The 26,983-nt window shown below is 72.2% G+C and carries 26 protein-coding genes and 1 tRNA gene; 10 read left to right on the plus strand and 17 right to left on the minus strand.

The window, feature by feature from the left end:
• The first annotated feature begins 17 nt into the window (after positions 1–17).
• On the plus strand, positions 18–1,592 hold the full coding sequence (locus ACIG3E_RS14810) for a hypothetical protein (RefSeq protein WP_399615595.1): 1,575 nt from the start codon (positions 18–20) through the stop codon (positions 1,590–1,592).
• Here ACIG3E_RS14810 and ACIG3E_RS14815 read toward each other — a convergent pair.
• From ACIG3E_RS14815 to ACIG3E_RS14825, 3 genes are all read right to left on the minus strand, one after another.
• Positions 1,589–2,497 (minus strand): aminoglycoside phosphotransferase family protein, encoded by a 909-nt coding sequence (locus tag ACIG3E_RS14815; protein ID WP_399615597.1) that lies wholly within the window; start codon positions 2,495–2,497, stop codon positions 1,589–1,591. The two genes, ACIG3E_RS14810 and ACIG3E_RS14815, sit on opposite strands and share 4 nt — an antisense overlap.
• Positions 2,498–2,560: 63 nt before the next feature.
• The gene (locus ACIG3E_RS14820; protein ID WP_399615599.1) at positions 2,561–3,349 is read right to left on the minus strand and encodes a DsbA family protein; all 789 of its coding nucleotides are present in this window, start codon (positions 3,347–3,349) and stop codon (positions 2,561–2,563) included.
• A 177-nt stretch (positions 3,350–3,526) separates the two neighbouring features.
• Positions 3,527–3,603, minus strand: a tRNA-Thr gene (locus ACIG3E_RS14825).
• Between the two features lie 208 nt (positions 3,604–3,811).
• Between ACIG3E_RS14825 and ACIG3E_RS14830 the strand changes: the two genes are divergently transcribed.
• The 3 genes from ACIG3E_RS14830 (at position 3,812) to ACIG3E_RS14840 (ending at position 6,479) form a co-directional block, all read left to right on the plus strand.
• Positions 3,812–4,948: an ABC transporter ATP-binding protein gene (locus ACIG3E_RS14830; protein WP_399615601.1), complete on the plus strand. Its 1,137-nt coding sequence runs from the start codon at positions 3,812–3,814 to the stop codon at positions 4,946–4,948.
• A 243-nt stretch (positions 4,949–5,191) separates the two neighbouring features.
• Entirely contained in the window at positions 5,192–5,650 is a 459-nt protein-coding gene (locus ACIG3E_RS14835; RefSeq protein WP_399615603.1) for a hypothetical protein, read from the plus strand.
• A 109-nt stretch (positions 5,651–5,759) separates the two neighbouring features.
• The gene (locus ACIG3E_RS14840) at positions 5,760–6,479 is read left to right on the plus strand and encodes an NDP-sugar synthase (protein ID WP_399615828.1); all 720 of its coding nucleotides are present in this window, start codon (positions 5,760–5,762) and stop codon (positions 6,477–6,479) included.
• Between the two features lie 100 nt (positions 6,480–6,579).
• On the opposite strand, the gene ACIG3E_RS14845 is transcribed toward ACIG3E_RS14840, so the two are convergent.
• From ACIG3E_RS14845 to ACIG3E_RS14875, 7 genes are all read right to left on the minus strand, one after another.
• On the minus strand, positions 6,580–8,283 hold the full coding sequence (locus ACIG3E_RS14845; protein ID WP_399615830.1) for a DoxX family protein: 1,704 nt from the start codon (positions 8,281–8,283) through the stop codon (positions 6,580–6,582).
• A 113-nt stretch (positions 8,284–8,396) separates the two neighbouring features.
• The gene (gene rlmB, locus ACIG3E_RS14850; protein WP_399615605.1) at positions 8,397–9,338 is read right to left on the minus strand and encodes a 23S rRNA (guanosine(2251)-2'-O)-methyltransferase RlmB; all 942 of its coding nucleotides are present in this window, start codon (positions 9,336–9,338) and stop codon (positions 8,397–8,399) included.
• An 88-nt stretch (positions 9,339–9,426) separates the two neighbouring features.
• Positions 9,427–10,833 carry a cysteine--tRNA ligase gene (cysS, locus tag ACIG3E_RS14855; RefSeq protein WP_399615607.1) on the minus strand — a complete coding sequence of 469 codons (1,407 nt, stop codon included), beginning with the start codon at positions 10,831–10,833 and terminating at the stop codon, positions 9,427–9,429.
• 120 nt (positions 10,834–10,953) lie between these two features.
• A complete protein-coding gene (locus tag ACIG3E_RS14860) occupies positions 10,954–11,358 on the minus strand; it encodes a PPOX class F420-dependent oxidoreductase (RefSeq protein WP_399615609.1) in 405 nt (134 codons plus the stop codon).
• 111 nt (positions 11,359–11,469) lie between these two features.
• Entirely contained in the window at positions 11,470–11,970 is a 501-nt protein-coding gene (gene ispF, locus ACIG3E_RS14865; RefSeq protein WP_399615612.1) for a 2-C-methyl-D-erythritol 2,4-cyclodiphosphate synthase, read from the minus strand.
• Positions 11,960–12,697 (minus strand): 2-C-methyl-D-erythritol 4-phosphate cytidylyltransferase, encoded by a 738-nt coding sequence (ispD, locus tag ACIG3E_RS14870; RefSeq protein WP_399615614.1) that lies wholly within the window; start codon positions 12,695–12,697, stop codon positions 11,960–11,962. Before ispD ends, ispF begins: the two co-directional genes overlap by 11 nt.
• 454 nt (positions 12,698–13,151) lie before the next feature.
• On the minus strand, positions 13,152–13,634 hold the full coding sequence (locus tag ACIG3E_RS14875) for a CarD family transcriptional regulator (RefSeq protein ID WP_003953493.1): 483 nt from the start codon (positions 13,632–13,634) through the stop codon (positions 13,152–13,154).
• Between the two features lie 684 nt (positions 13,635–14,318).
• On the opposite strand from ACIG3E_RS14875, the gene ACIG3E_RS14880 reads away from it, so the two are divergent.
• Entirely contained in the window at positions 14,319–15,065 is a 747-nt protein-coding gene (locus ACIG3E_RS14880) for a DUF461 domain-containing protein (RefSeq protein ID WP_399615616.1), read from the plus strand.
• 138 nt (positions 15,066–15,203) lie between these two features.
• On the opposite strand, the gene ACIG3E_RS14885 is transcribed toward ACIG3E_RS14880, so the two are convergent.
• Together ACIG3E_RS14885 and ACIG3E_RS14890 are read right to left on the minus strand one after the other, a co-directional pair.
• Positions 15,204–15,884 (minus strand): response regulator transcription factor, encoded by a 681-nt coding sequence (locus tag ACIG3E_RS14885; protein WP_030682312.1) that lies wholly within the window; start codon positions 15,882–15,884, stop codon positions 15,204–15,206.
• Positions 15,881–17,146 (minus strand): sensor histidine kinase, encoded by a 1,266-nt coding sequence (locus ACIG3E_RS14890; protein ID WP_399615618.1) that lies wholly within the window; start codon positions 17,144–17,146, stop codon positions 15,881–15,883. Before ACIG3E_RS14890 ends, ACIG3E_RS14885 begins: the two co-directional genes overlap by 4 nt.
• Before the next feature lie 296 nt (positions 17,147–17,442).
• On the opposite strand from ACIG3E_RS14890, the gene phoU reads away from it, so the two are divergent.
• Together phoU and ACIG3E_RS14900 are read left to right on the plus strand one after the other, a co-directional pair.
• Entirely contained in the window at positions 17,443–18,123 is a 681-nt protein-coding gene (phoU, locus tag ACIG3E_RS14895; RefSeq protein ID WP_399615620.1) for a phosphate signaling complex protein PhoU, read from the plus strand.
• 541 nt (positions 18,124–18,664) lie between these two features.
• Positions 18,665–20,311 carry a hypothetical protein gene (locus ACIG3E_RS14900; protein WP_399615622.1) on the plus strand — a complete coding sequence of 549 codons (1,647 nt, stop codon included), beginning with the start codon at positions 18,665–18,667 and terminating at the stop codon, positions 20,309–20,311.
• Between the two features lie 9 nt (positions 20,312–20,320).
• Here ACIG3E_RS14900 and ACIG3E_RS14905 read toward each other — a convergent pair whose 3' ends face one another.
• The 3 genes from ACIG3E_RS14905 to ACIG3E_RS14915 all read right to left on the minus strand — a co-directional run bounded on the left by ACIG3E_RS14905 (position 20,321) and on the right by ACIG3E_RS14915 (position 22,178).
• Positions 20,321–20,512, minus strand: coding sequence for a hypothetical protein (locus tag ACIG3E_RS14905; protein ID WP_399615832.1), 192 nt, complete (start codon positions 20,510–20,512; stop codon positions 20,321–20,323).
• 65 nt (positions 20,513–20,577) lie between these two features.
• Positions 20,578–20,826 (minus strand): hypothetical protein, encoded by a 249-nt coding sequence (locus ACIG3E_RS14910; RefSeq protein ID WP_138960437.1) that lies wholly within the window; start codon positions 20,824–20,826, stop codon positions 20,578–20,580.
• Between the two features lie 74 nt (positions 20,827–20,900).
• Positions 20,901–22,178, minus strand: coding sequence for an MDR family MFS transporter (locus tag ACIG3E_RS14915; RefSeq protein ID WP_399615625.1), 1,278 nt, complete (start codon positions 22,176–22,178; stop codon positions 20,901–20,903).
• A 173-nt stretch (positions 22,179–22,351) separates the two neighbouring features.
• Here ACIG3E_RS14915 and ACIG3E_RS14920 point away from each other — a divergent pair, with 173 nt between their 5' ends.
• Positions 22,352–23,113 carry a phosphoglyceromutase gene (locus tag ACIG3E_RS14920; protein ID WP_399615627.1) on the plus strand — a complete coding sequence of 254 codons (762 nt, stop codon included), beginning with the start codon at positions 22,352–22,354 and terminating at the stop codon, positions 23,111–23,113.
• A gap of 80 nt (positions 23,114–23,193) precedes the next feature.
• On the opposite strand, the gene ACIG3E_RS14925 is transcribed toward ACIG3E_RS14920, so the two are convergent.
• Positions 23,194–23,355, minus strand: a complete 162-nt coding sequence (locus ACIG3E_RS14925) for a hypothetical protein (protein WP_399615629.1) — start codon at positions 23,353–23,355, stop codon at positions 23,194–23,196.
• 751 nt (positions 23,356–24,106) lie between these two features.
• Complete coding sequence (locus ACIG3E_RS14930; protein WP_242719512.1) at positions 24,107–24,877, minus strand: trans-aconitate 2-methyltransferase; 771 nt, start codon at positions 24,875–24,877, stop codon at positions 24,107–24,109.
• A gap of 223 nt (positions 24,878–25,100) precedes the next feature.
• On the opposite strand from ACIG3E_RS14930, the gene mshA reads away from it, so the two are divergent.
• Both mshA and ACIG3E_RS14940 read left to right on the plus strand, forming a co-directional pair.
• Entirely contained in the window at positions 25,101–26,456 is a 1,356-nt protein-coding gene (gene mshA / locus ACIG3E_RS14935; RefSeq protein ID WP_399615631.1) for a D-inositol-3-phosphate glycosyltransferase, read from the plus strand.
• Positions 26,449–26,967, plus strand: a complete 519-nt coding sequence (locus ACIG3E_RS14940; RefSeq protein ID WP_399615633.1) for a YbjN domain-containing protein — start codon at positions 26,449–26,451, stop codon at positions 26,965–26,967. Before mshA ends, ACIG3E_RS14940 begins: the two co-directional genes overlap by 8 nt.
• The last annotated feature ends 16 nt before the right edge of the window (positions 26,968–26,983 follow it).

Consider the following 26,983-nt stretch of genomic DNA (forward strand, 5'->3'; position numbering starts at 1 on the left):
CCGCCCGCGTACGGATCATGAGCGCAACGAGCCACGGGCGACGGCCACGGGTCAACCGGAAGACCCTGGCCGCGCTGCTCGCCGCCGTCCTCACCGCGGGCTGCACCTCCGGCGGCTCCGGCTCGCACACGGACACCGGCCGCACGGGCGGCACCGTGGCCCTGAAGTTCTACGACCCCCAGGGCCGCGGCACGCTCCTGACCCCCGGCCGCGCCCGCGCCGTCACCCACGGCAGCGGCGGCTCCGACAGCGACGCCCTCGTCGACCCGCGCACCCTGCGCGTCCTCGACGACTTCCCGCTGTACGAGGACGGGCGACGGCTCCGCTTCGACCTGCCCGGGCGCGGCAAACCCGCGGCGCTCGCCCTCAACTGGCCCACCGACCAGGGCTTCTCCACCGTCGTCCTCGACCACGGCGGCAAGGGCTTCACCCGCGGCACCACCGTCGTCTTCAACCACGCCGCCGCGAAGGACGCCAAGCGCCGCCTGGACGAGGCCCTCGCCCTGCGCCCCGCCTACCGCCGCTCGGCCCGCTTCACCGCCGCCTACCGCCAGGCCGCGCGCGAGCTGGCCCGCGCCGACGCCGCGGGCTCCGACGCGGGCCGGGGCCAGCACGGCCAGCGCGCCCTGAGCGCGGTCGACGCGGCGTACGGGCTGCTCCTGGAGGAGTACGGGCCGCGCGCCCGCCGCGCGCACGCGCCGTGGACGGGCGTGACCGTCGCCGACGGCGCGGACCCGCGGCGGTGGGCGCCGCTCGCCGGGCGCCTGACCCGCCCGCACGGCTGGGCCCGGATCGTCTTCGACGCCGACGACGACCCCCGCGGGCCCGTCCCCCGGCGCTACCGCGAGGCGGTGGCCGCCGCCCACGCCGCCGGTCTGAAGGTCCTCGGCCAGCCGGTCGACTCCGCGTACGCAGGCGGCTCCGAGCACCGCGCGCTCGGCACCCGCGCGGGCTATCTGGCCCGGATCAAGCGGTACGTCGACGCGTTCCCGGAGATCGAGGCCTGGGAGATCGGCAACGAGGTCAACGGCTGCTGGACGGACTCCCGCACCACCGCCGACGGCGACTGCACCGACCGGCTCCTGCCGCCGCGCGACCGCATGCGGCACAAGATCGCGGACGCGGCGGCGTACGTGCGCAAGAAGCGGCCCGGGGCCGACGTCGTCCTGACCCTGTACTGGCAGCTCGGCACGGACGCGGCCCGCTGGTCGGCGTTCACCTGGCCGCGCGCGAACCTGCCGCGCGCGGTCCGCGAGGACATCGACGTCGTGCTGCTGTCCAGCTGGATCGAGGACGCCCCGCTCGGCCTCGCCTTCGACCAGGTGATGACGCGGCTCGCGGCCGACTTCCCCGACCAGCGCGTCGGCCTGGGCGAACTGGGCTACTGGAACGCGGACACGTCACGGTTCTACTGGGCCTTCGACGAGGACGACCCGGCCGCGGCCCGGCGGCGGGTCGCCCGCCGCTACTACGCGGCCGCCCTCGGCTACCCGTCGAGCGTCGGCGGCACCTTCTGGTGGTACTTCGCCCAGGAGATGCCGGGCGACGCGGGTCTGCGGGCCGCCGTGCGCGACGCCCGGCCCGAGGGCTAGAGCGGACCCCCGAGCAGCCGCCGCGCCAGCTCCAGGTCCTCCTCCGGCGCCGGACGCCCGTCCTCGACCTCCCACAGCGTGTTCTGGAGCACCCGGCCGAGGGTCCACGCGAGCGCCCGCCCCCGGTCCAGGCCCAGGACCTCCGTCATCGCGTCGAAGCGCCAGCGCGCGTCGTCCGGGTCGAAGAGGTTGTTCAGGGCGGGCCACAGGTCGAAGCCGGGGTCGCCCGCGAGGGGCTTGGGGTCGATGGCGAGCCACGGCTCGCGCCCGGCCGCGAGGACGTTGTCGAAGTGCAGGTCCCAGTGGAGCATGCGGTCCCCGGGCTCGCCCACGACCTCGCGCACGGCGTCCGCGCAGCGTGCGACGAGCGCCCGGTCGGCCGGGTCGGCGATCTCCTTGAGCGCGGCCGGGGTGTCGTCGAGCATCTGCCCGGCGATGGCGCCGAGCGTGCGCATGCCCGCGGGCGCGGGCCCGGCGGTGAGCCGCGCGAGCAGCTCCGCGATGACGAGGACGGCCCCCCGGGTCTCGTCCTTGCCCGCCTCGGCGAACCGGGTCAGCTCCCGGCCGTCACCGGCCCGTTCGAGCAGCATCGTGCCGGTGGCGGCGTCGTGGTCGAGCAGCCGCACCGCGCCGTCGCCGTCCCACACGCGCAGCGCGACCGGCTCGCCCTCGGTCTCCTCGTCCAGGACCTGGAACTTCACCACGGCCGGTGAGCCGTCGGCGCGCTCCACGGGCAGGACGAGCGCCGCCATGCCGTGCATGGAGGCGCCGACGGGCGTCAGCTCCCAGCGCTCCAGCGTCCGCGCGGCCAGCTCCGGCAGCCCGGCGATGAAGGCGCGGCCCGCCTCCCCGGCGTACAGGTGCTGGGATTCGACCAGGGCGTCCGGTACGTGGATCTCGATCACGGGCGCGACCCTACGTGGGTCGCGGCGGGGCCGCGCCCGATTAAAACCGGCCACCCGGCTCGATCAGGAGACCCCGGCCTTCTTCAGGACCTTCCCGAAGTCGGCCTCGTCGTACAGGGAGTCGGCGGGCGCCTTCTTGCCGTCGATCTCGACCGTGGGCGTCCCGGTGACGCCGTCGGCGGTGAACGCCTTCATGGCGGTGGCCACCCACGCCTTGTGCGCGTTGCCGGTCACCGCCTTGTCGAACGCGGCGTCCTTGATGCCCGCGGCCGCGCCGACCTTCAGCAGGAACGCGGGCGTGAAGCCGTCGTCGCTCTCCTCGGGCTGGTTGGTGAAGAGCGCGGAGTGGAACTGCGGGAACTTGCCCGTGTCCACGGCGGCCCGCAGCGCGTTGGCGGCGTTCTTGGAGCCGTCGCCGCCGAAGTTGCTGTCGAGGAACGAGGCGATCGTGTACTCGACCTTCACGTCGCCCGCGGCCAGCGGCGCGACGAGCGCCTGCGCGCCGTTCTCCTCGAACTTCTTGCAGAAGGGGCAGCGCGGGTCCTCGTACACCTTCACCGTGTGCTTCGCGGACGGCTCGCCGACCGTGATCACGCCGCCCTTGACGGCGGTGGGGACCTTCGCGAGGTCGTTCACCGAGGCGGGCGGGACCTTCGCCGCCGGTCCGGTGTCCTGGGACGGCGACTTCCGGGCCGGGTCGGACGGCTCGGCGGAGGCCGACGGGGACTTCTTGCCCCCGCCCATCCAGTCGCCGTCGCCGTCGTCGTCGGAGTCGCACCCGGTGACCACGGCACCGAGCAGCGCCACGGCGGCCACCGACGCGGCCACGCGCCCGGCCTTGCGTACGGCCATGAAAAGCCCTCCAGAACTCCTGAAATCGCCACGTACCGCTGAGGGCACCCGAAGTACCGGAAATCTATCCGGCGGGACGCGAGGCGGGCGGGACGGGGCAGACCGCCTCACCGGCCTCGGCTGAGCCGGGACGGCCTCGCGGCGGCCCCAGCGGAAACGGTTCGCGAGGACGGTGTGTGGAGCCCCCTGTCGGATTCGAACCGACGACCTTCGCTTTACAAGAGCGGCGCTCTGACCAGCTGAGCTAAGGAGGCCTGCACGCCCCTGTGCGGCCGTGCCCGTGCAGTGTAACCAACGGGACCCCCGCCGCAGTCGAAAATCTCGTCGAAGGTCATCACCTCCGGACTACTGACAGAGCGGTGACCAGCGGGGTAGCGTCACGGGCAGTCCAGACGACTGGACTAGACCCATCCTTTACTCGGATCGTCCGGCACGTTCCTGCCGGTGAAGGGGGCCCTCACCATGGCCACTGTGACGTTCGACAAGGCGACCCGGATCTACCCGGGTTCCACCAAGCCCGCCGTCGACGGTCTGGACATCGAGATCGAGGACGGCGAGTTCCTCGTCCTGGTCGGTCCGTCCGGCTGCGGCAAGTCCACCTCCCTGCGCATGCTCGCGGGCCTGGAGGACGTGAACGGCGGCGCGATCCGCATCGGCGACCGCGACGTCACGCACCTGCCGCCCAAGGACCGGGACATCGCCATGGTGTTCCAGAACTACGCGCTGTACCCGCACATGACGGTCGCCGCGAACATGGGCTTCGCCCTGAAGATCGCGGGCGTCGACAAGGCCACGATCCGGCAGAAGGTCGAGGAGGCCGCGAAGATCCTCGACCTCACCGAGTACCTGGACCGCAAGCCCAAGGCCCTCTCCGGCGGCCAGCGCCAGCGCGTCGCGATGGGCCGCGCCATCGTCCGCGAGCCCCAGGTCTTCCTCATGGACGAGCCGCTGTCGAACCTCGACGCCAAGCTGCGCGTCTCCACCCGCACGCAGATCGCCTCGCTCCAGCGCCGCCTCGGCATCACCACCGTGTACGTCACCCACGACCAGGTCGAGGCCATGACGATGGGCGACCGCGTCGCCGTCCTCAAGGACGGCCTGCTCCAGCAGGTCGACTCGCCGCGCAACATGTACGACCGCCCGGCGAACCTCTTCGTCGCGGGCTTCATCGGCTCGCCCGCCATGAACCTCGTCGAGGTCCCGATCACCGACGGCGGCGTGAAGTTCGGCAACTCGGTGGTGCCGGTGAGCCGCGAGGCCCTCGCCGCGGCCGCCGACAAGGGCGACCGCACCGTCACCGTCGGCGTCCGCCCCGAGCACTTCGACGTGGTCGAGCAGAACGGCGGTGCCGCGAAGACCCTCTCCAAGGAGTCCGAGGACGCCCCGGCCGGTCTCGCCGTGTCCGTGAACGTCGTCGAGGAGCTCGGCGCCGACGGCTATGTGTACGGCACCGCCGAGGTCGGCGGCGAGCAGAAGGACCTCGTGGTCCGCGTCAACGGCCGCCAGGTCCCCGAGAAGGGCGCCCTGCTCCACGTCGTGCCGCGCCCGGGCGAGACCCACGTCTTCTCCACCTCCACCGGCGAACGCCTCACCGACTGACGTCCCCCGGGGCGCGGCTAGCGCCGGGCTTCCCTGACGTCAACCGGCCCGAAGGGCCCCGTGCTCCGGCACGGGGCCCTTCGCGCGCTCCGGGACATCTCAGCGCGTTGTCGACAAATACCCCGGCACATCGGTCATTTCGCCCGGCGTTCGTCAACATCCACTGCGCCAAACCACATTCCCCCTCACCCAACCGGGTGACTAAATGTCGCCAAATCATCACCTAGCGCTACCCTCACTCGCGTGACGCACTCCGCCAACCACACCCAGAAGTCGCGCCGAGGCCACCGCGGCCCCGGCCGCCGCATCGGGCGCACGCTCGCCCTCGTCCTGCCCGTCGTCCTGGTGCTGTCCGGCACGCTCGCGGTCACCCGGGTCAACTGGTCCGGCAGCTCATCGGATTCGGTCCTCACCGCCTCCGCGGGCGACCTCTCCGCGCCGGCCAGGTCCCGCGGCCCCCACGAGATCGTGCGCGACCGCCTCCTCCTGGAACTCCAGGAGAAGAACCCGGGCGTCGCCCTCACCCACCTCCAGCAGGAGGTCGACCGGCACCCGTCGCTCGCCAAGCACTGCGTGTCCATCGCCCGCGCCCTCGGCCGCGCCGCCGTCCGCGCCTACGGCCCGAGCCGCGCCCAGTCGTACGCCCGCCCGGTCTGCGACACGTCCTTCGCCGCGGGCGTCGCCGCCCACCACAACAACTGAGGCGCGCCGGGCCGACCCCGGCCCCACCCCTAGCGCCCCCTGTCAGCGCCGGCCACGTCGGAACCCTGCGCGCCCCAACGCGTAGGGTTCCGTCATGACCACCGGTGACATCCACACAGCAAAGCCCACGCAGGCCGTGGTCCTGGCCGGCGGCCAGGGTTCCCGGCTGCGCCCGTACACCGATGATCGCCCCAAGCCCATGGTCGAGATCCCCGGCACGGGCACCCCGATCATCGGCCACCAGCTGGCCTGGCTCGCGGCCGAGGGCGTGACGGACGCGGTCGTCTCCTGCGGCCACCTCGCCGAGGTCCTCCAGGACTGGCTGGAGAGCGCCGACCTGCCGCTGAAGGTCACCACCGTCGTCGAGACGGAGCCCCTGGGCCGCGGCGGCGGCCTCAAGTACGCGGCCGCCCACCTGCCCAAGCCCGACCAGCCGTGGTACGCCACGAACGGCGACATCTGGACCCGCTTCTCGCTGCGCGACATGGCGGCCTTCCACGCCGAGCGGGACGCCACCGCCACGCTCGCCCTCGCCCGCCCCCGCATCCCCTGGGGCGCCGTCGAGACCGACGCGTTCGGCCACATCACGGACTTCATCGAGGCCCCGCCGTCCCCGTACCTCATCAACGCGGGCGTGTACGTCTTCTCCGCGGCCTTCACCGCCCTGCTCCCTGACCTCGGCGACCACGAGCGCACCACGTTCCCGCGCCTGGCCCGGGAGAAGCGCCTCGCGGGCTTCCCGCTGCCGCAGGGCGCGTACTGGCGCGCCATCGACACCGCGAAGGACCTCACCGAGGCCGCCAAGGAACTGGCCGCGCAGAACCACTGAGCAGTGCGGCAGCGCCCCGAAGGGGCGCGGGGCTGAGTCAATATGCGGCTCCGCCGCGTGGGCGCGACCAGCCACAGACGGCCTGCAGCTAACGACGGCCTCAGCCCAGCACGCCGCCGAGCAGGCCAGGGCGGCCGCCACTGCCGCCGGTGCTGCCATCCGAACCGCCCGTGGTGCCCCCGGTCGTACCCCCGCTGGGCCCGGCGCCGCCGCCCGTGCCGCCGCTGGAGGTCGGGCCACTGGTGGCGGCGGGCGGCCGCTCCTGGGTCGGCGCGGGCTGCTGCTGAGCCGGAGCCTGCTCGCCGGTGCCCTGCGTCGCGCTCGGCCGACTGCCCGTGCCGCTGACGCTGCCCGTCGACTCGCGGGCCGCGTCCGGCGTGCCGGTGGCGCCCTCCTGCGAGGGACTCGCCGTGCTGCCCTGCGTCGGCGTCCCCGCGGAGGCGGAGGGGTGGCGCGGGTCGCTGCGGCGCTCGCGCTTGCCGTCCGGGTCGCCCGGCAGCGGGGAGCCCGGCAGCTCGTTGCGCGGCGCCTCGCCGGGCCCCGGCACGGTCACGCGGTCCGCGTCCCGCACCGCCCCGCCGAGCAGCGAGCCGATGAGCAGCGTCAGGCCGACCACGACGGTGCCGATGAGCCCGCCCCTGCGCAGCACCCGGCGGCGCAGCTCCCACAGCGCGGCGCGCGGCCCGAGCGTGCGCCAGGCCTCCCCGGCGAGCCGGGCGTCGACGGAGTACACCGGGGCGCCCGCGATGATCAGCGGCGACCAGGCGGCGAGATAGATGATGTCGGGCGCGTCGTACGCCGGGACGGTCTTCCAGCTCACCGTCACGAGCAGCGCGATCGACAGGAGCATCCCCACCCCGGCGGCGAGCCGCTGCCAGAGCCCGAGCACGGTCAGGACGCCGACGATCACCTGGAGGAAGGCGATGACCAGGCCCGCGCCCACGGGGTGCTGGAGCGCCCAGTCCCGCAGCGGCTCGGCGAGCGCCCACGGGTGCAGCGAGTTCAGCCACTTGACCATGGAGCCGCGCTCGCCGCCGTCGAAGTAGACGGGGTCGCAGAGCTTGCCCATGCCCGCGTAGATGGAGATGAAGCCGAGGAAGACGCGCAGCGGGAGCAGCACCACGCCGAGGTTGAGGCGGCGCCCCGGGTAGTACGCGTGCCGCACGCCGTTGGGCGACTTCCCCGCGCGGCGCCCGGCCGCGTCGTCGGCGAAGTCGGCGGCCTCGTCCCCGTAGCCGTCGTCGTACGGATCGTCGGCGTGCGCCTCGTCGTCGACGCTGCCCGGCATGCGCATCTGCGGCAGGAGCCGGGTAGGGCCGTGGTCGCCGCCGCCGACGGCGGGGGTCTGCACGGTGTCGCCGTACGGATCGTCGACGTCGACGCGCGGGATGACCTGGGTGGCTCCGGCGTCGTCGTAGCCGACACGGGTGCCCTGCGGATCGCCGCCCGCCGTCAGGTCCGCCGCGCGGCGCACCCCGCTGCCGCGCACGGCCTGCAACAGCCCGCCCGCGCCGGGGTCACCCGGCTCGGACTTGCCGCTCCAGACGACCGGAGCGCGCCGCCGCGCCCCGCCGCCCGCCGCGCCCACCGCGGGCATGCGCACGGTCTCCTCGGCGGCGCTCACATGGCGGGCGACGCGCGGCGACGGGGTCCGCCCTGCCGGGGGCAGCTGGACGCGGAAGCTCGCGTGATTGACGATGACCTGCGCGGGGTCGCAGGGCACCTTCACCATGCTCAGCGCGGGAGTGTCGTCGAACCCTGACGAGCGTCCCCCCGTGGGTGTGCGGGGTGTTCTGGTGTCCACACTCATCTAACCGAGTGACGGGAGGTTTGGACACTGCCTTGACCGCCCGGATCTGTCCGGACCCCGTCAAACCCCCACCTTTCCCCGCCCCCCGCGGGGCGACGCCGGGAGGGTCAGCGCCTGCGGCGGGCCGCCTCGTAGAGCACCACGCCCGCGGCCACGCCCGCGTTCAGGGACTCGGCCCCGCCCGGCATCGGGATCCGCACGCGGAAGTCGCAGGTCTCGCCGACCAGGCGCGAGAGGCCCTTGCCCTCGCTGCCGACGACGATGACGACCGGGCCCTCCAGGGCGTCGAGCTCGCCGATCTCGTGCTCCCCGTCGGCGGCCAGGCCGACGACCGCGATGCCCGCCTTCTTGTACGCCTCGAGCGCCCGCGTGAGGTTGGTGGCCCGCGCCACCGGCGTGCGCGCGGCCGTACCGGCGGACGTCTTCCACGCGCCCGCCGTCATCCCGGCCGCCCGGCGCTCGGGCACGACCACGCCGTGGCCGCCGAAGGCGGACACGGACCGCACCACGGCGCCCAGGTTCCGCGGGTCCGTCACGCCGTCGAGCGCGACGATCAGCGGGTCCTCGCCCTGGTCGTACGCGGCCGCGGCGAGGTCCTCCGGGTGCGCGTACTCGTACGGCGGCACCTGGAGCACGAGGCCCTGGTGGTTGAGGCCGTTGGTCATGCGGTCCAGCTCGGGCCGCGGGGCCTCCATCAGGTGGATGCCACCGCGCTCACCGGCGAGCTGGATGGCCTCACGGACGCGCTCGTCGTTGTCGATGAACTGCTGGACGTACAGCGTGGTCGCGGGCACGCCGTCCCGCAGCGCCTCGAACACCGGGTTGCGGCCGACGACCATCTCGGCCGTGCCCTTGGGGCCACCACGGCGCTGCTGCGGGCGGCCCTGTGCGCGCCGCGCCTGGGCCTGCGCGAGGCGCTGCTTGGCATGCCCCTTGCGCATCTCGGCGGGCGGCGTCGGCCCCTTGCCCTCGAGGGCCCGGCGCCGCTTGCCGCCGCTGCCGACCTGCGCGCCCTTCTTGCCGGACATGCGGCGGTTGTGAGCGGCCATGACCTACCTGTTCCTCGGGTTACGTACGTATGTCTCTGCAATGCAGTGTGCCGCCCGGCGCGCCGGGCGGCACATTCGCGGGGTCCCGCTAGCGGGAGCCGAGCGTCCAGCGCGGCCCCGACGGGCTGTCCTCGATGGCGAGGCCCGCCTGGGCGAGCTGGTCGCGGATGGCGTCGGCGGTGGCCCAGTCCTTGCGGCCGCGCGCGGCCTCGCGCTGGTCGAGCACGAGCCGGACCAGGGCGTCGACCACGCCGTGCAGCTCGTCGCCCGAGCCCTCGCCGGTGGCCGCCGCCCAGTGCGGGTCGAGCGGGTCGAGGCCGAGGACGCCCAGCATGGCCCGCACCTCGGCGAGCCGCGCGACGGCGGCCTCCTTGTCGTCCGCGGCGAGCGCGGAGTTGCCCTGCCGGACCGTGGTGTGCACGATCGCGAGCGCCTGCGGGACGCCCAGGTCGTCGTCCATCGCGTCGGCGAACGCGGGCGGCACCTCGGCCGCGGGCTCCACGACGCCCCCGGCCAGCTCCACCACGCGCTGCGTGAAGCCCTCGATGCGGGCGAACGCCGCCTCGGCCTCGCGCAGGGCCTCCTCGCTGTACTCGATCATCGAGCGGTAGTGCGGGGTGCCCAGGTAGTAGCGCAGGACGATGGGGCGCCAGCGCTTGACCATCTCGGAGACGAGCACCGAGTTGCCGAGCGACTTGGACATCTTCTCGCCGCTCATGGTGACCCAGGCGTTGTGCACCCAGTACGTCGCGAAGTCGTCGCCGAAGGCCTTGGCCTGCGCGATCTCGTTCTCGTGGTGCGGGAAGATCAGGTCGATGCCGCCGCCGTGGATGTCGAAGGCGCTGCCCAGGTACTTGTGCGCCATGGCCGAGCACTCCAGGTGCCAGCCGGGGCGGCCGGGGCCGAAGGGCGTGTCCCAGGCGGGCTCGCCCGGCTTGACGGCCTTCCACATGGCGAAGTCGCGCGGGTCGCGCTTGCCGGTGATGCCTTCCTCGCTGGGCTGCTGCATCTTGTCCAGGTCCTGGCGCGACAGCTCCAGGTACCGCGGCCAGGAGCGCACGTCGAAGTAGACGCTGCCGTCGGCCTCATAGGCGTGGCCGCGCTCGATGAGGCCGCGCATCATCTCGACCATCTCGGTGACGTGGCCGGTGGCGCGCGGCTCGTAGGTGGGCGGGAGGCAGCCGAGGGCGTCGTAGCCGTCGTTGAAGGCGCGCTCGTTCTCGTAGCCGATGGACCACCAGGGGCGGTCCTGGTCCGCCGACTTCCGGATGATCTTGTCGTCGATGTCCGTGACGTTGCGGACGAACGTCACGTCGTAGCCGCGGTACGCGAACCAGCGGCGCATGATGTCGAAGTTGAGGCCCGACCTGATGTGCCCGATGTGCGGGGCCGCCTGCACCGTGGCACCACACAGGTAGATCGAGACACAGCCCGGGGTCAGGGGCTGGAAGTCACGGATCTGCCGGGCGCTGGTGTCGTACAGGCGAATCGTCACCACTCCAGGGTAGTGGGCGCGGGACAGTGCCCCGCGCCCCATGGGGGCGCGGGGCACACAACTGTGATGTCGGTGCCCCCGGGAGCCGTCCGGACGGCGGCCCGGAGTCGCCCGGTCCGGTCAGATGCGGCCGACGACCTTGCGGGGCGTCACGCGGACGACCACGCGCTGTGCGTCGTCCTTGGACGCCGGGTTGAAGTCGGCGTAGTCCTTGCCCGTGTACTTCCGCGACAGCTCGTCGATCAGCTCCTGGCCGCCCTCGGTGGTGATCTCGGCGGTGCCGCGGATCTCCGCGTAGGTGTACGGCGCGTCGAAGGGCTGGAAGAGCACCGTGACGCGCGGGTCGCGGCGCAGGTTCCGCTCCTTCTGCCGCCCGATGGTGGTGGAGATGAGGAGGTCGTCGCCGTCGCGCTTCACCCAGACCGGTGAGAGCTGGGGGCTGCCGTCGGGCTGGATGGTGGCGACGGTGACGAACACGGGCGTGTCGAGCAGGGATTTGAGGTCTTCCGACAGGGTGGCGGACATGGCTTCGCTCCTCGGCCTGGTTGATCGCTGGACGAGTCGTACCCCTATCGGATCCCGCTGTTCCGCACCACGGGGCGGGGCGGGTTTCGGCCCCCTCTCAGCCCGTACGGATCAGCCCGTACGGACCACCAGCGCCGTGGCGATGCCGACGAGCCCGTCGCCGCGGCCGGGGAAGCCGAGGCCGTCCGTGGTGGCGCCGGAGACGGAGACCGGGGCGCCGACCGCGTCCGAGAGGACCTTCTGGGCCTCCTCGCGGCGCTTGCCGATCTTCGGCCGGTCCCCGATCACCTGGACGGAGACGTTGCCGATGGTGAAACCGGCCGCGCGGACGATCCGCGCGGCCTCGGTGAGCAGCGTGAGCCCCGAGGCCCCGGCCCACTCGGGCCTGCCGGTGCCGAAGTGGGCGCCGAGGTCGCCGAGCCCGGCGGCGGAGAACAGCGCGTTGCACGCGGCGTGCGCGACGACGTCCGCGTCGGAGTGCCCGGCGAGCCCGGGCCCCTCGCCCTCCCACTTGAGCCCGGCGCACCACAGCTCGCGGCCGTCCTCGAAGGCGTGGATGTCGGTGCCGACGCCGACCTGCGGCAGCGGGTACGGCAGCGGTTCAGAAGCCATCGTTGGCCCTCCTGCGGGCGAGTACGGCCTCGGCGAGCACGAGGTCGAGGGGGCGGGTCACCTTGAACGCCTCCTCGTGGCCGGGGACGAGCACGACCGGCTCGCCGAGCCGCTCGACGAGCCCGGCGTCGTCCGTGGCGCCCTCGCCGACGACGTCGGCCTCGTGGGCGCGGACCAGGGTGGCGCGATCGAAGCCCTGGGGCGTCTGCACGGCGCGCAGCCGCGCGCGCTCGGGCGTGGCGAGGACCGGCTCGGGCGCCCCCGGCGCACCGGGCTCGACCTCCTTGACGGTGTCGGCGAGCGGCAGCGCGGGCACCACGGCGGGCGCCCCGTCGCGGACGGTCTCGATGACGGTGTCGACGGTGTCGACGGGCACGAGCGGGCGGGCCGCGTCGTGCACGAGGACGACGTCGACGTCCGGCGGGAGCGCGTCGAGGCCGAGTTTCACCGACTCCTGGCGGGTGGCGCCGCCGGGCACGACGACGACGTCGGTGCGCTCGGGCAGCGCGTGGTCGGTGAGCAGCGTCTTGACCTCGGTGGCGCCGTCCGGCGGGGCGACGACCACGACGAGCGCGACGGCGCGCGAGGCGGCCAGGGCGCGCACGGCGTGGACGAGCATCGGCGTGCCGTTGAGGGCGCGCAGGGCCTTGGGAGCACCGGGGCCGAGGCGTACGCCGCGGCCCGCGGCGGGGATCACGGCCGCGGTGCGAGAGGTTACGTCAGACATCGGTTCCGTTCAGGTTTGTGCGCTCGGGCGACATGGGTATGGCCACACCGTGCCGGGCGCGACGCCTTGACCGGACCCTTCCGTGACATCTGGTCGAGCCAGCTGCCCGAGCCCGGCACGCCAAAGTACCGGGGGATCTTTCCGTGCCCGCCAACCGCCGGTGAAGTCCGGGGGACGACAGGGCGTGGCCGGGCCCCGGATCCCGAGCGTGATGTGCGTGCGTCCCGAGCGTGATGTGCGTGCGGCGATGTGCGTGCAAGAGCCTTGACGTGCGTACGAGCGCTGTTGGGTACGCATTTGGGTACGAACATGCCGCAGTGCCCGGCGACACCCCTCAGGGGTCGGCGGGCACTGCGGCAGTTCCTTCATCCCGGAATCATTCCGGACGCGACCATTCCGGACGTGCACCCAGGTGGGGCGGTGTCCGCACGCGCCGGAGCGACGGCTTCGGTCGTCAGGACGCGAGGACCTCGTCGAGCAGGGCCTCGGCCTTGTCCTCGTTCGTGTTCTCCGCGAGCGCGAGCTCGCTCACCAGGATCTGACGGGCCTTGGCGAGCATGCGCTTCTCTCCGGCGGACAGCCCGCGCTCCCGCTCCCGGCGCCACAGGTCACGGACTACTTCCGCGACCTTGATGACGTCGCCGGAGGCGAGCTTCTCGAGATTTGCCTTGTAGCGACGCGACCAGTTCGTGGGCTCTTCGGCGTACGGCGCGCGCAGTACTTCGAAGACCCGGTCCAGGCCGTCCTGGCCGACCACATCACGCACACCGACGAACTCCGCGTTGTCCGCTGGCACACGTACCGTCAAGTCGCCCTGGGCGACCTTCAGCACCAAGTAGGTCTTGTCCACGCCTTTGATCTGACGAGTTTCGATGGCCTCGATCAGCGCGGCCCCGTGATGGGGATAGACCACGGTGTCGCCAACCTTGAACGTCATGTGACAGGTACCCCTTCCGTGGCTATCCAGGGTAACACGGATACGGCGTCTTCTGAATGGCGTTTTCGCAGGTCAGGGCATATCTCGGGGCTTGACAACAGCAACAGGAACGTGCTGCGGACCGGCTGCGGAAGGGGGTATTCGCAGGTCGGAGCCGCTCTCCGGCGACGGTGAAACGCCCACGTTACACACCCCGCGAGAGCGCCCCAAGGGGACGAACGTCCCGGTTTGCCGGGTTCCCTCAGGTGAACTTCCGCTACTCCGTTCGGTGACCGGGGACACGTGTACGCCCGCCGGTGAGCGGCGAAGTGCGGGCCGCGCGGGAGCGAATCCAGAATTGATCAAGAAGCGCGGGCGCCCCATGCGCCGGAACCGCGCTCCGATGCGCTTGCCGATACGGCGGCGATACGACCGCGATACGGCGACGACCCGGACGCTGATCAATTTCCGGCCCACCCCGCATTCCTTACGGGAAATCCCCGGGACACCACTGACGTGGTTATACGAATGCCGAAACGTGAGGCCAATGGGAAGCGTGGGGCGGTGGAGGCGCCGGAGGTTGGTGGCACGTAGGGGCGGGTCGGGTGCCGCGGTGCGGGAACGGCTCGGTAACCTAAGCGCGCTGACACACCCTTAGGGCAACCGCCCGCCCGTATCGCCCACGTTCAAGGAGTTGCCGCCGCCGTGAGCCGCAGCCTTCGACGCGGCGCCATCGCCGCCACCGCCCTCGCGATCTCGCTCGCCTCGCTCACCGCTTGCGGTGCCGGGAACAACGCCCAGACGATCGAGATCAAGCCGGACAACGCGGCGACCGCCGTCGGCGACATCAAGATCCAGAACGCCATGATCATCACGCAGCCGGACCGCGAGTCGACCGGTCCCGCGGTGATCTCCGCGACCGTCTTCAACAACGGCCGCACCGCCCAGACCCTGGAGTCGATCACGGTCGACGGCACGGGCAAGAAGGCCGCCCTGAGCCCCGCCAAGGGCGACCGCCCCGGCAAGAAGGGCAAGGGCGGCGGCCTGGTCATCCCGGCCCACGGCTCCGTCGTCATCGGCGGCAAGGACAACGCGTCCGCCGTCCTGCCGAGCAGCCGCGAGGCCGTCAAGGACGGCAACGCGCAGCCTGTGACCTTCGCCTTCGACAAGACCGGCGCCGTCAAGCTGAAGTCGTTCGTCGTGCCCGCCGAGAGCTACTTCGAGAAGTGGGGGCCTAGCGAGCTGCCGAAGGCGCCGGACGCCAAGCCGTCCGGCTCCCCTTCCGGGAAGCCCTCCGGTAAGCCCTCTGGCTCTCCCTCTGGCAAGCCGTCCGGGAAGCCGTCTGAGGGGGCCTCTGGGGCTCCGTCGGGCAACCCTTCCGGTGAGGCGGGGGCCCCGGCTAACGGGGCGGACGCCGATGCGGGGGCCTCGCACGAGGCCGCGGGGCACTGAGGCCGCGCACGTACGGGAGAGGGCGGGAACCCTTTGGGGTTCCCGCCCTCTCCCGTACGTGCTGTTGTTCCGACCTGCGGGCCGTGTGTGGCTGGGCGCGCAGTTCCCCGCGCCCCTTTGGGGCGCTCCCGCGGGGGTTTACGGCTCGAACTTGTAGCCCAGGCCTCGTACCGTCACCAAGTAGCGGGGGGCGCCGGGGTCTGGCTCGATCTTGGCGCGCAGGCGCTTGACGTGGACGTCGAGGGTCTTGGTGTCGCCCACGTAGTCGGCGCCCCAGACGCGGTCGATGAGCTGCATGCGGGTCAGGACGCGGCCCGCGTTGCGCAGCAGCATCTCCAGGAGGTCGAACTCCTTGAGGGGCAGGTCGACCTTGGAGCCGGAGACCGTGACGACGTGCCGGTCGACGTCCATGCGGACCGGGCCCGCCTCCAGGGCCTGCGGGGTGACCTCCTCCGGCTCGCCCCTGCGGCGCAGGACCGCGCGGATGCGGGCGACCAGCTCACGCGACGAGAACGGCTTGGTGACGTAGTCATCGGCTCCTATTTCGAGTCCGACGACCTTGTCGATCTCGCTGTCCTTGGCGGTGACCATGATCACCGGGACGTTGGAGCGGCTGCGCAGCTGGCGGCAGACCTCCGTGCCGGGCAGGCCCGGCAGCATCAGGTCGAGCAGGACGAGGTCGGCGCCATTGCGCTCGAATTCGTCGAGTCCGTCCGGGCCGGTGGCCGCGATCGCGACCTCGAAGCCCTCCTTGCGGAGCATGTACGACAGGGCGTCGCTGAAGGATTCCTCGTCCTCGACGACGAGCACTCGGGTCACGGAAGGACCTCCGGGGCGGCAGGAATGGGTTCGTATGCGGTTGTGTCGTCGGGCCTGGCGCCCTGGCGCGCGCCCTCGTCGCCGAAGCCGTGCCCGGCTCCGCGCTCGCGGGTCGCGCCCGCCTCGGGCAGGCGCAGGGTGAAGGTGGAGCCCTGTCCCTCCGAGCTCCACACGGTGACCTCCCCGGCGTGCGAGGCCGCCACGTGCTTGACGATGGCGAGGCCGAGGCCCGTACCGCCGGTGGCGCGGGAGCGGGCCGGGTCGACGCGGTAGAAGCGCTCGAAGATGCGCTCCTTGTCCTTGTCCGAGATGCCAATGCCCTGGTCCGTGACCGCGACCTCGATGAGGTCCCCGCCGGGGGCGTTGACCCGCCGGGCCGCTATGCCCACGCGGGTGCGGGCGGGCGAGTAGTTCACGGCGTTCTCCACGAGGTTGCCGAGGGCGGCGGCCAGCTGGCCGCGGTTGCCCCAGACGTGCAGGTCGGCGGTGCCGCCCGCGGCCATCGTGATCTGCTTCGTGCCCGCCTGGTGGCGGCAGCGGTCGATCGCCTCGGCGACGAGCTCGTCCACGCGGACCGGCTCGGCGTCCTCCAGGGGGTCGTCGTTCTGCACCCGGGAGAGGTCGATCAGCTCCTGCACGAGGTTGGTCAGGCGGGTCGCCTCGTTCTGCATCCGGCCCGCGAAGCGCTCGACGGCCTCGGGGTCGTCGGCGGCGTCCATGACGGCCTCGGAGAGGAGGCTGAGGGCGCCGACCGGGGTCTTCAGCTCATGGCTCACGTTCGCCACGAAGTCGCGGCGCACGGCCTCGATGCGGCGGGCCTCGGTGAGGTCCTCGACGAGCAGCAGGACGAGCCGGGAGCCCAGCGGGGCCACGCGCGCGGAGACCGCGAGGGCGTCGCCCCTGCCGGTGCCGCGGCGCGGCAGGTCCAGCTCGACCTGCCGTATCTCGCCGTCGCGCCGGGTGTCCCTGGCCATCTGGAGCATGGGCTCGACGGCCAGTTTCCCGCCGCGTACGAGACCGAGCGCGTACGCGGCCGAGCTGGCCTTGACCACGCTGTCCGCCTCGTCGAGCACGACGGCGGATGAGCGCAGCACCGAGAGCACGGTGTCGACGCCGGGTGGGAGTACGGGGTCGGTGTGCAGGGAAGTCCTAGTGGGGCGTTTCTGGTCGCGTTCGCTCCAGCGGAACGCCAGCATGGCGATGACACCGGTGCACACCCCGGCGATCGCTGCCGCTGCGGCGACCGCCGCGTTCACGTCCATGCCTCCAAGGTTATGCGTGGTCGGAGCACCAGCCACAGCCATCCGAGTGGCCCCTCGAACAGTCGTCGCTCAGAGTTCACCGAGGGGACAGTGATGGTTCATTTTGGGTGGCCGGGTCGGCGGAGCGGTTCGTTCCGGGGCGCAGGGGGCGTATCCCACCGTTCACCTGGAGGACAGGGGCGATTCACTTGTGATGCCGGTAACGGACGCGTGCGCACCACACCGTGGGAGCGTAGGGGAGAACCCCTGATGACGTAGGGGCCCGCCCCTGTGACGTACGAGAGAGGGACAGCCAGATGCGTGACGCGTACCACGAGGAACTTGACTCGATCGGCGAGGGACTGGTCGAGATGGCCCGTCTCGTCGGGTCGGCGATCGGGCGCGCCACCACGGCCATGCTCGACGCGGACCTGAAGCTCGCGGAGACCGTGATCGCCGCCGACCAGAAGGTCGACGACCTCCAGCACGACCTGGAGGCCCGCGCGATAGCACTGCTGGCCCGCCAGCAGCCGGTGGCCACCGACCTGCGCATCGTCGTGACCTCGCTGCGGATGAGCGCCGACCTGGAGCGGTCCGGCGACCTCGCCCAGCACGTGGCGAAGCTCGCGCGGCTGCGCTTCCCGGAGTCGCCGGTGCCGCGCGACCTGCACGCGACCATCCTGGAGATGGGCCAGCTCGCGCAGCGCCTGATGGCCAAGGCGGCGGAGGTCATCATCACCAAGGACGTCGACCTGGCGCTCCAGCTGGAGCAGGACGACGACGAGATGGACCTGCTGCACCGCACGCTCTTCCAGCACCTCATGGACGACCGCTGGAAGCACGGCATCGAGACCGCGGTCGACGTGACGCTGCTCGGCCGCTACTACGAGCGGTTCGCGGACCATGCGGTGTCCGTGGCCAACCGGGTGGTGTACCTGGTGACGGGCGAGCACGCGGATGAGCTGCAGCCGGGCAGCACGGCTGTGGAGGGGGCCTGACCCCTGGGACGTGCCTGACCCCTTGGACGGGCCTGACCCCTTGGACGGGCCTGACCCCTTGGACGGGCTTGGCCCGGGGGATGGGCGCCGGGCCCCGGGCCCGGCGCCCTCCGCTAAGCCCAGCGGAGCGTCAGCCGCAGCCGCCGCCACACTGGCAAGGCCCACCCGACTGGCAGCCGCAACTGCAGCCCGGACCGCACTGGCAACCGCTCATACAGGTGTCGCGCTCAGGGGATTCAGCCATGGTCTCCTCCTCGAAGGCGTGAGACGTACTGCCTGCTCTCCATTCCATGCACCGGGCAACGGGGCGCGTCAACGGCGCACGTACGCGCGCTCAGCCCCCCGAGCGCCGCTCGCCGCCCTCCGTGCAACCCCCTCCCTTCTGCGAACTGCCCGCCCGGCAGGGCCCGTTAGTGGCCGTTCATGGATCTGAGCCGCACCGAGGGGTTCCCGCGCGGTGCGGTGCCGTGCCATGCTCCCGCTCGACGCGGACGTGAACCTCGTTCATCCACATAAACACCCGCGAGGAGATGAGGGCCCCATGCCCAACCTCAGCAGACGCGGTGTCCTGGGCGGAGCCCTCGCCGTCGCGACCGCCGCCGCGACCGGGGCCGGGCCCGCCGCGGCCGGGGAGCCCCACCCGGCCGCGCTCTGGCGGGAGTTCGCCCGGAACCCTTACGCCCACCCGCAGATCCCCTACGTGGGCCGCGCCGGGTACCGAGGGGGCGAGCGCCGCTTTCGAAGGCCGCGCGCCGTCTTCCCCGTCCGCCGCCCCGACGCAGGGGCGGACGCCGCGCCCGCGATCAACCGTGCCCTCGCCGCCGCCGGAAGGGCCGGCGGGGGCACGGTCCAGCTCGAACCCGGCACGTACCGGATCGACGGCGTCGTCCGGATCGCGCACGACGACGTCGTGCTGCGCGGCGCGGGCAGCGGCCGCACCACGCTCGTCGCCACCCGCCACCTCACCGAGCTGATCGGCCCCTACGGCAGCCGCTACGGCGGGGACAAGTCCAGCTGGTCCTGGGCCGGAGGGCTCATCTGGCTGTGCCCGCAGGAGCGTTGGGACTCCCTCGTCGCCGCGATCCGGGCCGGGCAGTGGCCCTTCGAGGGGTGGACCGGAAACCGGCGGGACCAGTGGCGCGGCCTCACCGCCCTCTCCCCCGCCCGCCGCGGCGACCGGACCGTGCGCGTCGCGGACCCCGCGCGCGTGCGCCCCGGCGACCTCGTCCTCCTCCGCCTCGCCGACGACCGCGGCCACACCCTCCTGGAGCACATGGCGGGCGGCGGCCCGGGCCCCGAGGCGTACTCCTGGGACGACAAGACGAAGCTGACCTCGTACGTCCCCTACGAGTGGCCCGTACGGGTCACCGAGGTGCACGGGCGCGCGGTCACCCTTGAGCGGCCGCTCCCGCTCGACGTGCGGCCCGAGTGGAATCCGCTGCTCACCACCCACGTCACCGCCCTCACCGGCTCCGGCGTCGAAGGGCTCACCCTGGAGGCCATGGAGACGCCGCAGTCGCCACACCTCCTCGACAAGGGGTTCAACGGCGTCGCCTTCCAGTGCGCGTACGACTGCTGGGCCGACGACGTGCGCGTGCGGCACGTGGACAACGGCTTCGGGCTCGTTGCCGCGTCCGCCTGCACCCTGCGCCGCACCTCCGTCGGCGGGCGCGGCGCGCACCACCCGTACTTCTGCCGCGAGGGCTCGCACGACAACCTGATCGAGGACTTCCGCGTCGAGCGGCGGACCGTGCCCGCGCCCCCGGGGACGCAGCTGCACGGCATCAACGTGGAGGGGCTGTCCTCGTACAACGTCTGGTCGCGCGGCCGCATGGAGACGGGCACCTTCGACACGCACCGGGGCATGCCGTTCGCGAACGTCCGCACGGAGATCGTCGTCAACAACGACGGGCGGCACGGCGGCGACGCCAGCGCCGGGCCCCTCTACGGCGCCCGGTTCACCCACTGGAACGTCACCGTCAGCAACCAGCGCGCCGGACTGATCAAAATTGACGACATCGCACCGTACAGCGCCACGGTCGGCATCTCCCTTGTGCGGGAGTTCGACCAGATCGACGTACCGGACTTCTCCGGAGAGCTCGCCTCCCGCATCGAGGCCTACGGTTCACCCGGTGCCGTACGTCCCCGGAATCTGTACGAGGCCCAGCGCTCCCTGGAACTCAGCTGAAGGCAGGACTCAACTGAAGGGGACCAGGCGGACGACGGTCACCGTCAGGACCGAACCCGACACGTAGTAGAGGACGATCGCGCCGCCGACCGTCGCCTCCCTGCGGTCCCGCTCCTGGTCCACGGCCGTCGAACCGTGCCCGTAGGGGTCCCGGCCGAGGGTGCGCTCCATCGCCGCCCGGAACTGGTCGGCGTCGCCCATCTTGGCGAGGGTGTCGTCGGCGGGCGGCGCGTAAGTGATCCGGTAGCTCCGGCTCCGGTGACGGCTCACGCGATGCTCCGCCTCTCGGCCTCGTCGGCCGCGAGGCGGTCGAGGAGGGCCTCGGCCTCGGGGTCGGGCACGGCCTGGAGCATCCAGTGGCGCATCACCGAGTGGATCTCGTCGACCCCCGCCCCGTTGATGGCGCGGTCGAAGTCCGCGCGCCGGTCCTCGGGGAGGGCGGCGCGGATGTCCGGGATCGTGTTGGGCACCTCGACCTCCTCGCCGCCGATGAAGGTCTTCAGTGGTTCGGCCATGGTCGGGTCACTCTCCCTGGGGTCCCTGGACGGTCCCGGCACTGCTGTCACCGTAGCGGCCGGGCCGGGGGCTTTCAGCCGCTGGCGTCGGCCTTCTCCGCCGCCTTCTCCCTGCCGCTGCCGGGCCGCGGCCCGCTCTCGTACGCCACCGGGTCCGGGAGGTTGCGCATGAGGCCCCAGTACCCGAGGGCCGCGACCGTGCCCACGACCGCGCAGAAGCCCCACAGCCAGTCCGCGCCGAAGCGGTCGATGACGGAGCCGGAGATCAGCGGGGCCGCGAGCGCCGCGACCGCCCACGACATGGTGTACATGCCCTGGTAGCGGCCGCGCGCGTTCGTCGGCGAGAGGCGGACGACCAGGCCCGTCTGGGTGGGGGCGTTGACGATCTCGGCGAGCGTCCACAGGCACACCGTGAGGGTGATGAGGCCGACCGACCCGGCGAACGCCGTGAGGGCGAAGCCGTACCCCGCCACGAGCGAGGAGAGCACCAGCAGGCGCTGCGGGTCCCGGTGTTCGATGAACCGCGTCACCGGGATCTGCAGGAGCACGATCATGACGCCGTTGAAGGCGATCGCGATGCCGTAGTCGCTCGGCTTGAAGCCCGCCTCGCCCATCGCGACCGGCAGTCCCACGTACGCCTGCTGGAAAATCAGCGCGACCAGGAAGGAGAGCCCGACGACGCCCATGAAGCGGCCGTCCCGCAGCACCGTGCCGAGCCCGGGCTCCGGCCCTTCACCCGCCTCCCCCTCGCCGGGCGCGGGCCGCGACTCCGGGAGCTTCACGAAGACGACGGCCGCGCACGCGAGGGTCATCGCGGCCTCCAGGAGGAAGCCCGCGAGATAGCTGTACGAGGCGATGAAGCCCGCGGCGGCCGAGGAGATGGCGAAGCCGAGGTTGATGGCCCAGAAGTTCAGCGAGAAGGCGCGGACGCGGTCCTCGGGCCGGACGATGTCGGCCATCATCGCCTGCACGGCGGGCCGCGAGGCGTTGCTCGCCATGCCCACGAGGAAGGCCACCGCCGCGATGGCCACCGGGTGGGTCATGAACCCGAGCAGCGCCACGGACAGGCCCGTGGACGTCTGCGCGATGAGCAGCGTGGGCCGCCGCCCCAGGCGGTCGGTCAGGACGCCCGCGCCGAGGGAGGACACCACTCCGCCGAGCCCGTGCAGGGCCGCGACGAGGCCCGCGTACGTGGCCGAGTAGCCCTGCTCCAGGGTCAGGTAGATCGCCAGGAACGTGGAGACGAAGGCCCCGAGGCGGTTCACCAGGGTGCTGGTCCACAGCCACCAGAACGCCGGTGGCAGGCCCGACACGGATTCCTTGACGGCGCGTCTTGCGGCGGTGAGCGGCATGCGAGGACCCCCGGGGCGGTGCGGGCCCGGCCGCCGCGGCGATCGGGCATGTAAGTACCAGGAACAGCAGTCACAACTTACGCAACCGCGGCTCCTGCGGACTACTCATTTGACAGGTAGCGTCAATCGCTCCGGGACGCGGCCCCCTCCGGAGTTCCATTACGCTCGTGGGCATGGCCGACGCACCGTACAAGCTGATCCTCCTCCGCCACGGCGAGAGCGAATGGAACGCGAAGAACCTGTTCACCGGCTGGGTGGACGTCAACCTCAACGAGAAGGGCGAGAAGGAGGCGGTCCGCGGCGGCGAGCTGCTCAAGGACGCGGGCCTGCTGCCCGACGTCGTCCACACCTCGCTCCAGAAGCGCGCCATCCGCACGGCCCAGCTCGCGCTGGAGTCCGCGGACCGCCACTGGATCCCGGTCCACCGCTCCTGGCGCCTGAACGAGCGCCACTACGGCGCCCTCCAGGGCAAGGACAAGGCCCAGACCCTCGCCGAGTTCGGTGAGGAGCAGTTCATGCTCTGGCGCCGCTCCTACGACACCCCGCCGCCCGCCCTGGAGGACGGCACCGAGTTCTCCCAGTCGGACGACCCGCGCTACGCCTCCATCCCGCCGGAGCTGCGCCCCCGCACGGAGTGCCTGAAGGACGTCGTCGTCCGCATGCTCCCCTACTGGTACGACGGCATCGTCCCCGACCTCCTGGCCGGCCGCACCGTCCTGGTCGCCGCCCACGGGAACAGCCTCCGCGCCCTGGTCAAGCACCTCGACGGCATCTCCGACGCCGACATCGCGGGCCTGAACATCCCCACCGGCATCCCCCTCGCCTACGACCTGGACGCCGCCTTCAAGCCCCTGAACCCGGGCGGCACGTACCTCGACCCGGAGGCAGCGAAGGCCGCGATCGAGGCCGTGAAGAACCAGGGCAAGAAGAAGTAGGCCCACGCGTTCCAGGCCCCCACCTGCGGTTTCCTCGCCGGTGGGGGCCTTGCTGCTGCTCTGGGGCCGTCGCTGGGCCGTCAGGTGCTCCGGCGCATGCGCCGAACCCGGACGTCGAGCACGATCAGCAGCACCACAGGGATGGCGATCTCGACCGGAGCCTGCGCCCAGAGGGCGAGCGCACCTCCTCCGGCGCCGATGAGCGCGATCGGCAGGTCGCGTGGGCAGATGTCGACGGTCACGCCTGTGCGCGGGACCATATGGCCTCCGTCCGTATCGGGTTATTGATCAAGTGGTTTCCGGAAGCGGAAGTGAAAGAATTCCGCTCCGGGGTAAGCAACGTTCGTATGCGGTGAGACCTTCCCACAGCTTCCGCTCGCTCAACAAACCCGCAGGACGATTGAACTTCGTGATCATCAGGCGATCCTGGGCCTCCATTCTTCGCTAGCGAAAAATGGGTGCATCTAGCGCCTGACTCAATTCGTAGGCGCGCCGTCCATAAATCTGGAACGAGGCGCTCCAGAGCGCTCCGAGCTGGGGCTCAGACCTCAGGAGCTGCTAGGTGAAGCCGATAGAGGAGCCCATCCTATGCTTCCTACATCGCCCCTCGGCAAGCTTTGTGCATGCGTGCACATTGCGCGTGCACGCATGCACAATAGGGAGTGTCGCGCGCCTCCGAATTTTGAAAGAGCCTCCTCCAACTCCAGGTAATCGTAAATGTTCTCGACTGCCTTGTGGGAGCGCTCGCGGCTGGACACATGGGGTGTTCGTAGACGCGAAGCGTCAGGCCAAGATCCGAATGGCCAAGGTATTCAGCCAAGACCTTAACGCTCTCCCCCGCGTCAGGGCGCCTCGCTCCACTCCCCTCGCGCAACCTGGCCCCCGGCCGGGCCTGTGCTCCAGTCGCGGGCCATGCCGCGCGCCAGGCGATCAGCTACCTGAAGTCAGAGAAGGGCGCCTCACACCCCGTGAGTCGTACGCCCCGGGCGCGCCTCACGCCCCGCGCGGCGCGAGCGCCTCCCAGCGCACCGTCACTTCGCCCTGCCGCCACCGCGCACCGCGGTCCACGACCGGCCAGTCGGCCCGCAGGTCGCGTACCGACCGGATCCACCGCTGCCGCGCCCCGTACGACGCGTACGGGGCGGCCGCCGCCCACGCCCGGTCGAAGTCGCGCAGGAAGGCGTGCACCGGCTCGCCCGGCACGTTCCGGTGGATCAGCGCCTTGGGCAGCCGCTCGGCCAGGTCGGAGGGGCGCTCCAGGGAGGCGAGCCGGGCCGCGAAGGTCACCGTGCGCGGGCCTTCGGGGCCGAGCGCGACCCAGACGTGCCGTCGCCCGATCTCGTCGCAGGTCCCCTCGACGAGCAGCCCGCCGGGGGCGAGCCGTGCGCACAGCCGCTCCCAGACGGCGGCGACCTCGCCCTCGTCGTACTGGCGCAGCACGTTCGCGGCGCGGATGAGGACCGGGCGCGCGGGCAGCGGCACCTCGAAGCCGCCGTGCCGGAAGGAGAGCCCCTCCCGTTCGTACGGGCGCGCCGCCGCGACCCGCGCCGGGTCGATCTCGATGCCCACCACGCGCGCGTGCGGGGCGGCGGTGCGCAGCCGCAGCAGCAGCTCGACGGCGGTCCAGGGGGCGGCGCCGTAGCCGAGGTCGACGGCGAGCGGGTCGGCGGCGCGGCGGAGCGCGGCGCCGTGGGCGGCGGCGATCCAGCGGTCCATGCGGCGCAGGCGGTTGGGGTTGGTCGTCCCGCGCGTCACGGTTCCCACGGGGCGAGCCGCGGAGCTGGGGGAACGGGGTGCGCGGGGGGACATGGGGCAAGCGTAAGCAAGGGCTACGGTTGAGACCCCCAAGGTAATGCTTTGGCAAAGAGGAAATGGAGGCGAAAGTTCCGGTGTTGCCGTCCTCAGAGGACCTCGTACGCCCTCCATATCGCCGCGCCCGCCGTACGAGATCCAGGACGCCGCTGCCAAGGCCAAGGAGGACCGCCACGTGAGCCACTACGTGACCAGGCTCGGGCGTCGCTTCCCAGCGGCCCCGTCGGCGCCCGCCCGACTGCGCCTTCCCGGTACGCCCCGCCGCCCCCGCCGCATCGCCATGCTCAGCGTGCACACCTCGCCGCTGCACCAGCCCGGCACCGGCGACGCGGGCGGCATGAACGTCTACATCGTGGAGCTCGCCAAGCGTCTCGCCGAGATCAACATCGAGGTCGAGATCTTCACCCGCGCCACCACGGGAGCGCTGCCGCCCGTCGTCGAGCTCGCCCCCGGCGTCCTCGTGCGCCACGTGGACGCGGGCCCCTACGAGGGCCTGGCCAAGGAGGAGCTCCCCGCCCAGCTGTGCGCCTTCACGCACGGCGTCATGCTCGCCTGGGCGGGCCACCGCCCCGGCCACTACGACCTCGTGCACTCGCACTACTGGCTCAGCGGCCACGTCGGCTGGCTCGCCGCCGAGCGCTGGGGCACCCCGCTCGTCCACGCCATGCACACCATGGCCAAGGTCAAGAACGCGGCGCTCGCCTCCGGAGACACCCCCGAGCCCGCCGCCCGCGTCATCGGCGAGACCCAGATCGTGCGCGCCGCCGACCGGCTCGTCGCCAACACCTCCGAAGAGGCCGACGAACTCGTACGGCACTACGACGCCGACCCCGGGAAGGTCGCCGTCGTCCACCCCGGCGTCAACCTCGACCGCTTCCGCCCCGCCGACGGCCGCGCCGCCGCCCGCCACCGCCTGGGCCTGCCGCAGGACGCCCTGGTCCCGCTCTTCGCGGGCCGCATCCAGCCCCTCAAGGCCCCGGACGTACTCCTTCGCGCGGTGGCCGTCCTCCTGGACGAGCGCCCCGAGCTGCGCCGCCGCATCGTCGTCCCGATCGTCGGCGGCCCGAGCGGCAGCGGCCTCGCCAAACCCGAAGGCCTGCAGAAGCTGGCGGCCCGCCTGGGCATCGCGGACGTGGTGCGCTTCCAGCCCCCCGTCGGCCAGGACCAGCTCGCGGACTGGTTCCGCGCGGCCTCCCTGCTCGTCATGCCCTCCTACAGCGAGTCGTTCGGGCTCGTCGCCATCGAGGCGCAGGCGGCGGGCACGCCGGTCCTCGCGGCGGCGGTGGGCGGCCTGCCGGTCGCCGTACGCGACGGGGTCACCGGCTTCCTGATCCCCGACCACGAACCGGCCCACTACGCGCGCGTGCTCGGCGACTTCGCCGACAACCCCCACCTGGTCGACCGCATGGGCACGGCGGCCGCCCAGCACGCGGAGTCCTTCGGCTGGGGCACGGCGGCGTCCGCCACCGCCGATGTGTACACCGCGGCGATGCACGACCACCGCCGTCGCGTACCCTCGCACCATGGGTGACGTGGTGGCTGGTGAGACCCCTGACACGGTGATCGAGCGGTTCCTGGCCGACGCGGAACTCGACTGGGAGTCCCCCGAGCCGGGCTCGTACGTGGTCACGCTCCCCGGCACCCGCAAGCTCTCCACGACGCTCTCCCTGCGCGTGGGCAAGCACTCCCTCTCCCTGAACGCGTTCGTCGTCCGCCACCCCGACGAGAACCACGAGGCCGTCCACCGCTGGCTCCTGGAGCGCAACCTCCGCCTCTACGGCGTGAGCTACGCGATCGACTCCCTGGGCGACGTCTACGTCACCGGCAAGCTCCCCCTAGCCGCCGTCACCCCGGCCGAACTGGACCGCCTCCTCGGCTCCGTCCTCGAAGCGTCCGACGGCTCCTTCAACACCCTCCTGGAACTGGGCTTCGCGACAGCGATCCGCAAGGAGTACGCCTGGCGCGTCTCCCGCGGCGAATCAACCCGCAACCTGGAGGCCTTCACCCACCTCACCCGGCCCCGCACCGGCACCGTGGAGTAGCGCCACCGCCAAGCGC

Origin of the sequence: Streptomyces sp. NPDC053474 (assembly GCF_044544845.1) — a bacterium.
Lineage (GTDB): Bacteria > Actinomycetota > Actinomycetes > Streptomycetales > Streptomycetaceae > Streptomyces.

What these genes read in the sequence shown, in the direction of transcription:
- ACIG3E_RS14920 (WP_399615627.1), top strand. Translation starts at nt 22,352, where the DNA reads ATGGCCGACGCACCGTACAAGCTGATCCTCCTCCGCCACGGCGAGAGC.
- ACIG3E_RS14905 (WP_399615832.1), bottom strand. Translation starts at nt 20,512, where the DNA reads ATGGGCGACGCCGACCAGTTCCGGGCGGCGATGGAGCGCACCCTCGGC.
- ispF (WP_399615612.1), bottom strand. Translation starts at nt 11,970, where the DNA reads ATGGCTTCTGAACCGCTGCCGTACCCGCTGCCGCAGGTCGGCGTCGGC.
- ACIG3E_RS14940 (WP_399615633.1), top strand. Translation starts at nt 26,449, where the DNA reads ATGGGTGACGTGGTGGCTGGTGAGACCCCTGACACGGTGATCGAGCGG.
- ACIG3E_RS14820 (WP_399615599.1), bottom strand. Translation starts at nt 3,349, where the DNA reads ATGGCCGTACGCAAGGCCGGGCGCGTGGCCGCGTCGGTGGCCGCCGTG.
- ACIG3E_RS14810 (WP_399615595.1), top strand. Translation starts at nt 18, where the DNA reads ATGAGCGCAACGAGCCACGGGCGACGGCCACGGGTCAACCGGAAGACC.
- ACIG3E_RS14875 (WP_003953493.1), bottom strand. Translation starts at nt 13,634, where the DNA reads ATGACGTTCAAGGTTGGCGACACCGTGGTCTATCCCCATCACGGGGCC.
- ACIG3E_RS14915 (WP_399615625.1), bottom strand. Translation starts at nt 22,178, where the DNA reads ATGCCGCTCACCGCCGCAAGACGCGCCGTCAAGGAATCCGTGTCGGGC.
- ispD (WP_399615614.1), bottom strand. Translation starts at nt 12,697, where the DNA reads ATGTCTGACGTAACCTCTCGCACCGCGGCCGTGATCCCCGCCGCGGGC.
- ACIG3E_RS14860 (WP_399615609.1), bottom strand. Translation starts at nt 11,358, where the DNA reads ATGTCCGCCACCCTGTCGGAAGACCTCAAATCCCTGCTCGACACGCCC.
- rlmB (WP_399615605.1), bottom strand. Translation starts at nt 9,338, where the DNA reads ATGGCCGCTCACAACCGCCGCATGTCCGGCAAGAAGGGCGCGCAGGTC.
- ACIG3E_RS14910 (WP_138960437.1), bottom strand. Translation starts at nt 20,826, where the DNA reads ATGGCCGAACCACTGAAGACCTTCATCGGCGGCGAGGAGGTCGAGGTG.
- ACIG3E_RS14830 (WP_399615601.1), top strand. Translation starts at nt 3,812, where the DNA reads ATGGCCACTGTGACGTTCGACAAGGCGACCCGGATCTACCCGGGTTCC.
- ACIG3E_RS14890 (WP_399615618.1), bottom strand. Translation starts at nt 17,146, where the DNA reads ATGGACGTGAACGCGGCGGTCGCCGCAGCGGCAGCGATCGCCGGGGTG.
- ACIG3E_RS14900 (WP_399615622.1), top strand. Translation starts at nt 18,665, where the DNA reads ATGCCCAACCTCAGCAGACGCGGTGTCCTGGGCGGAGCCCTCGCCGTC.
- phoU (WP_399615620.1), top strand. Translation starts at nt 17,443, where the DNA reads ATGCGTGACGCGTACCACGAGGAACTTGACTCGATCGGCGAGGGACTG.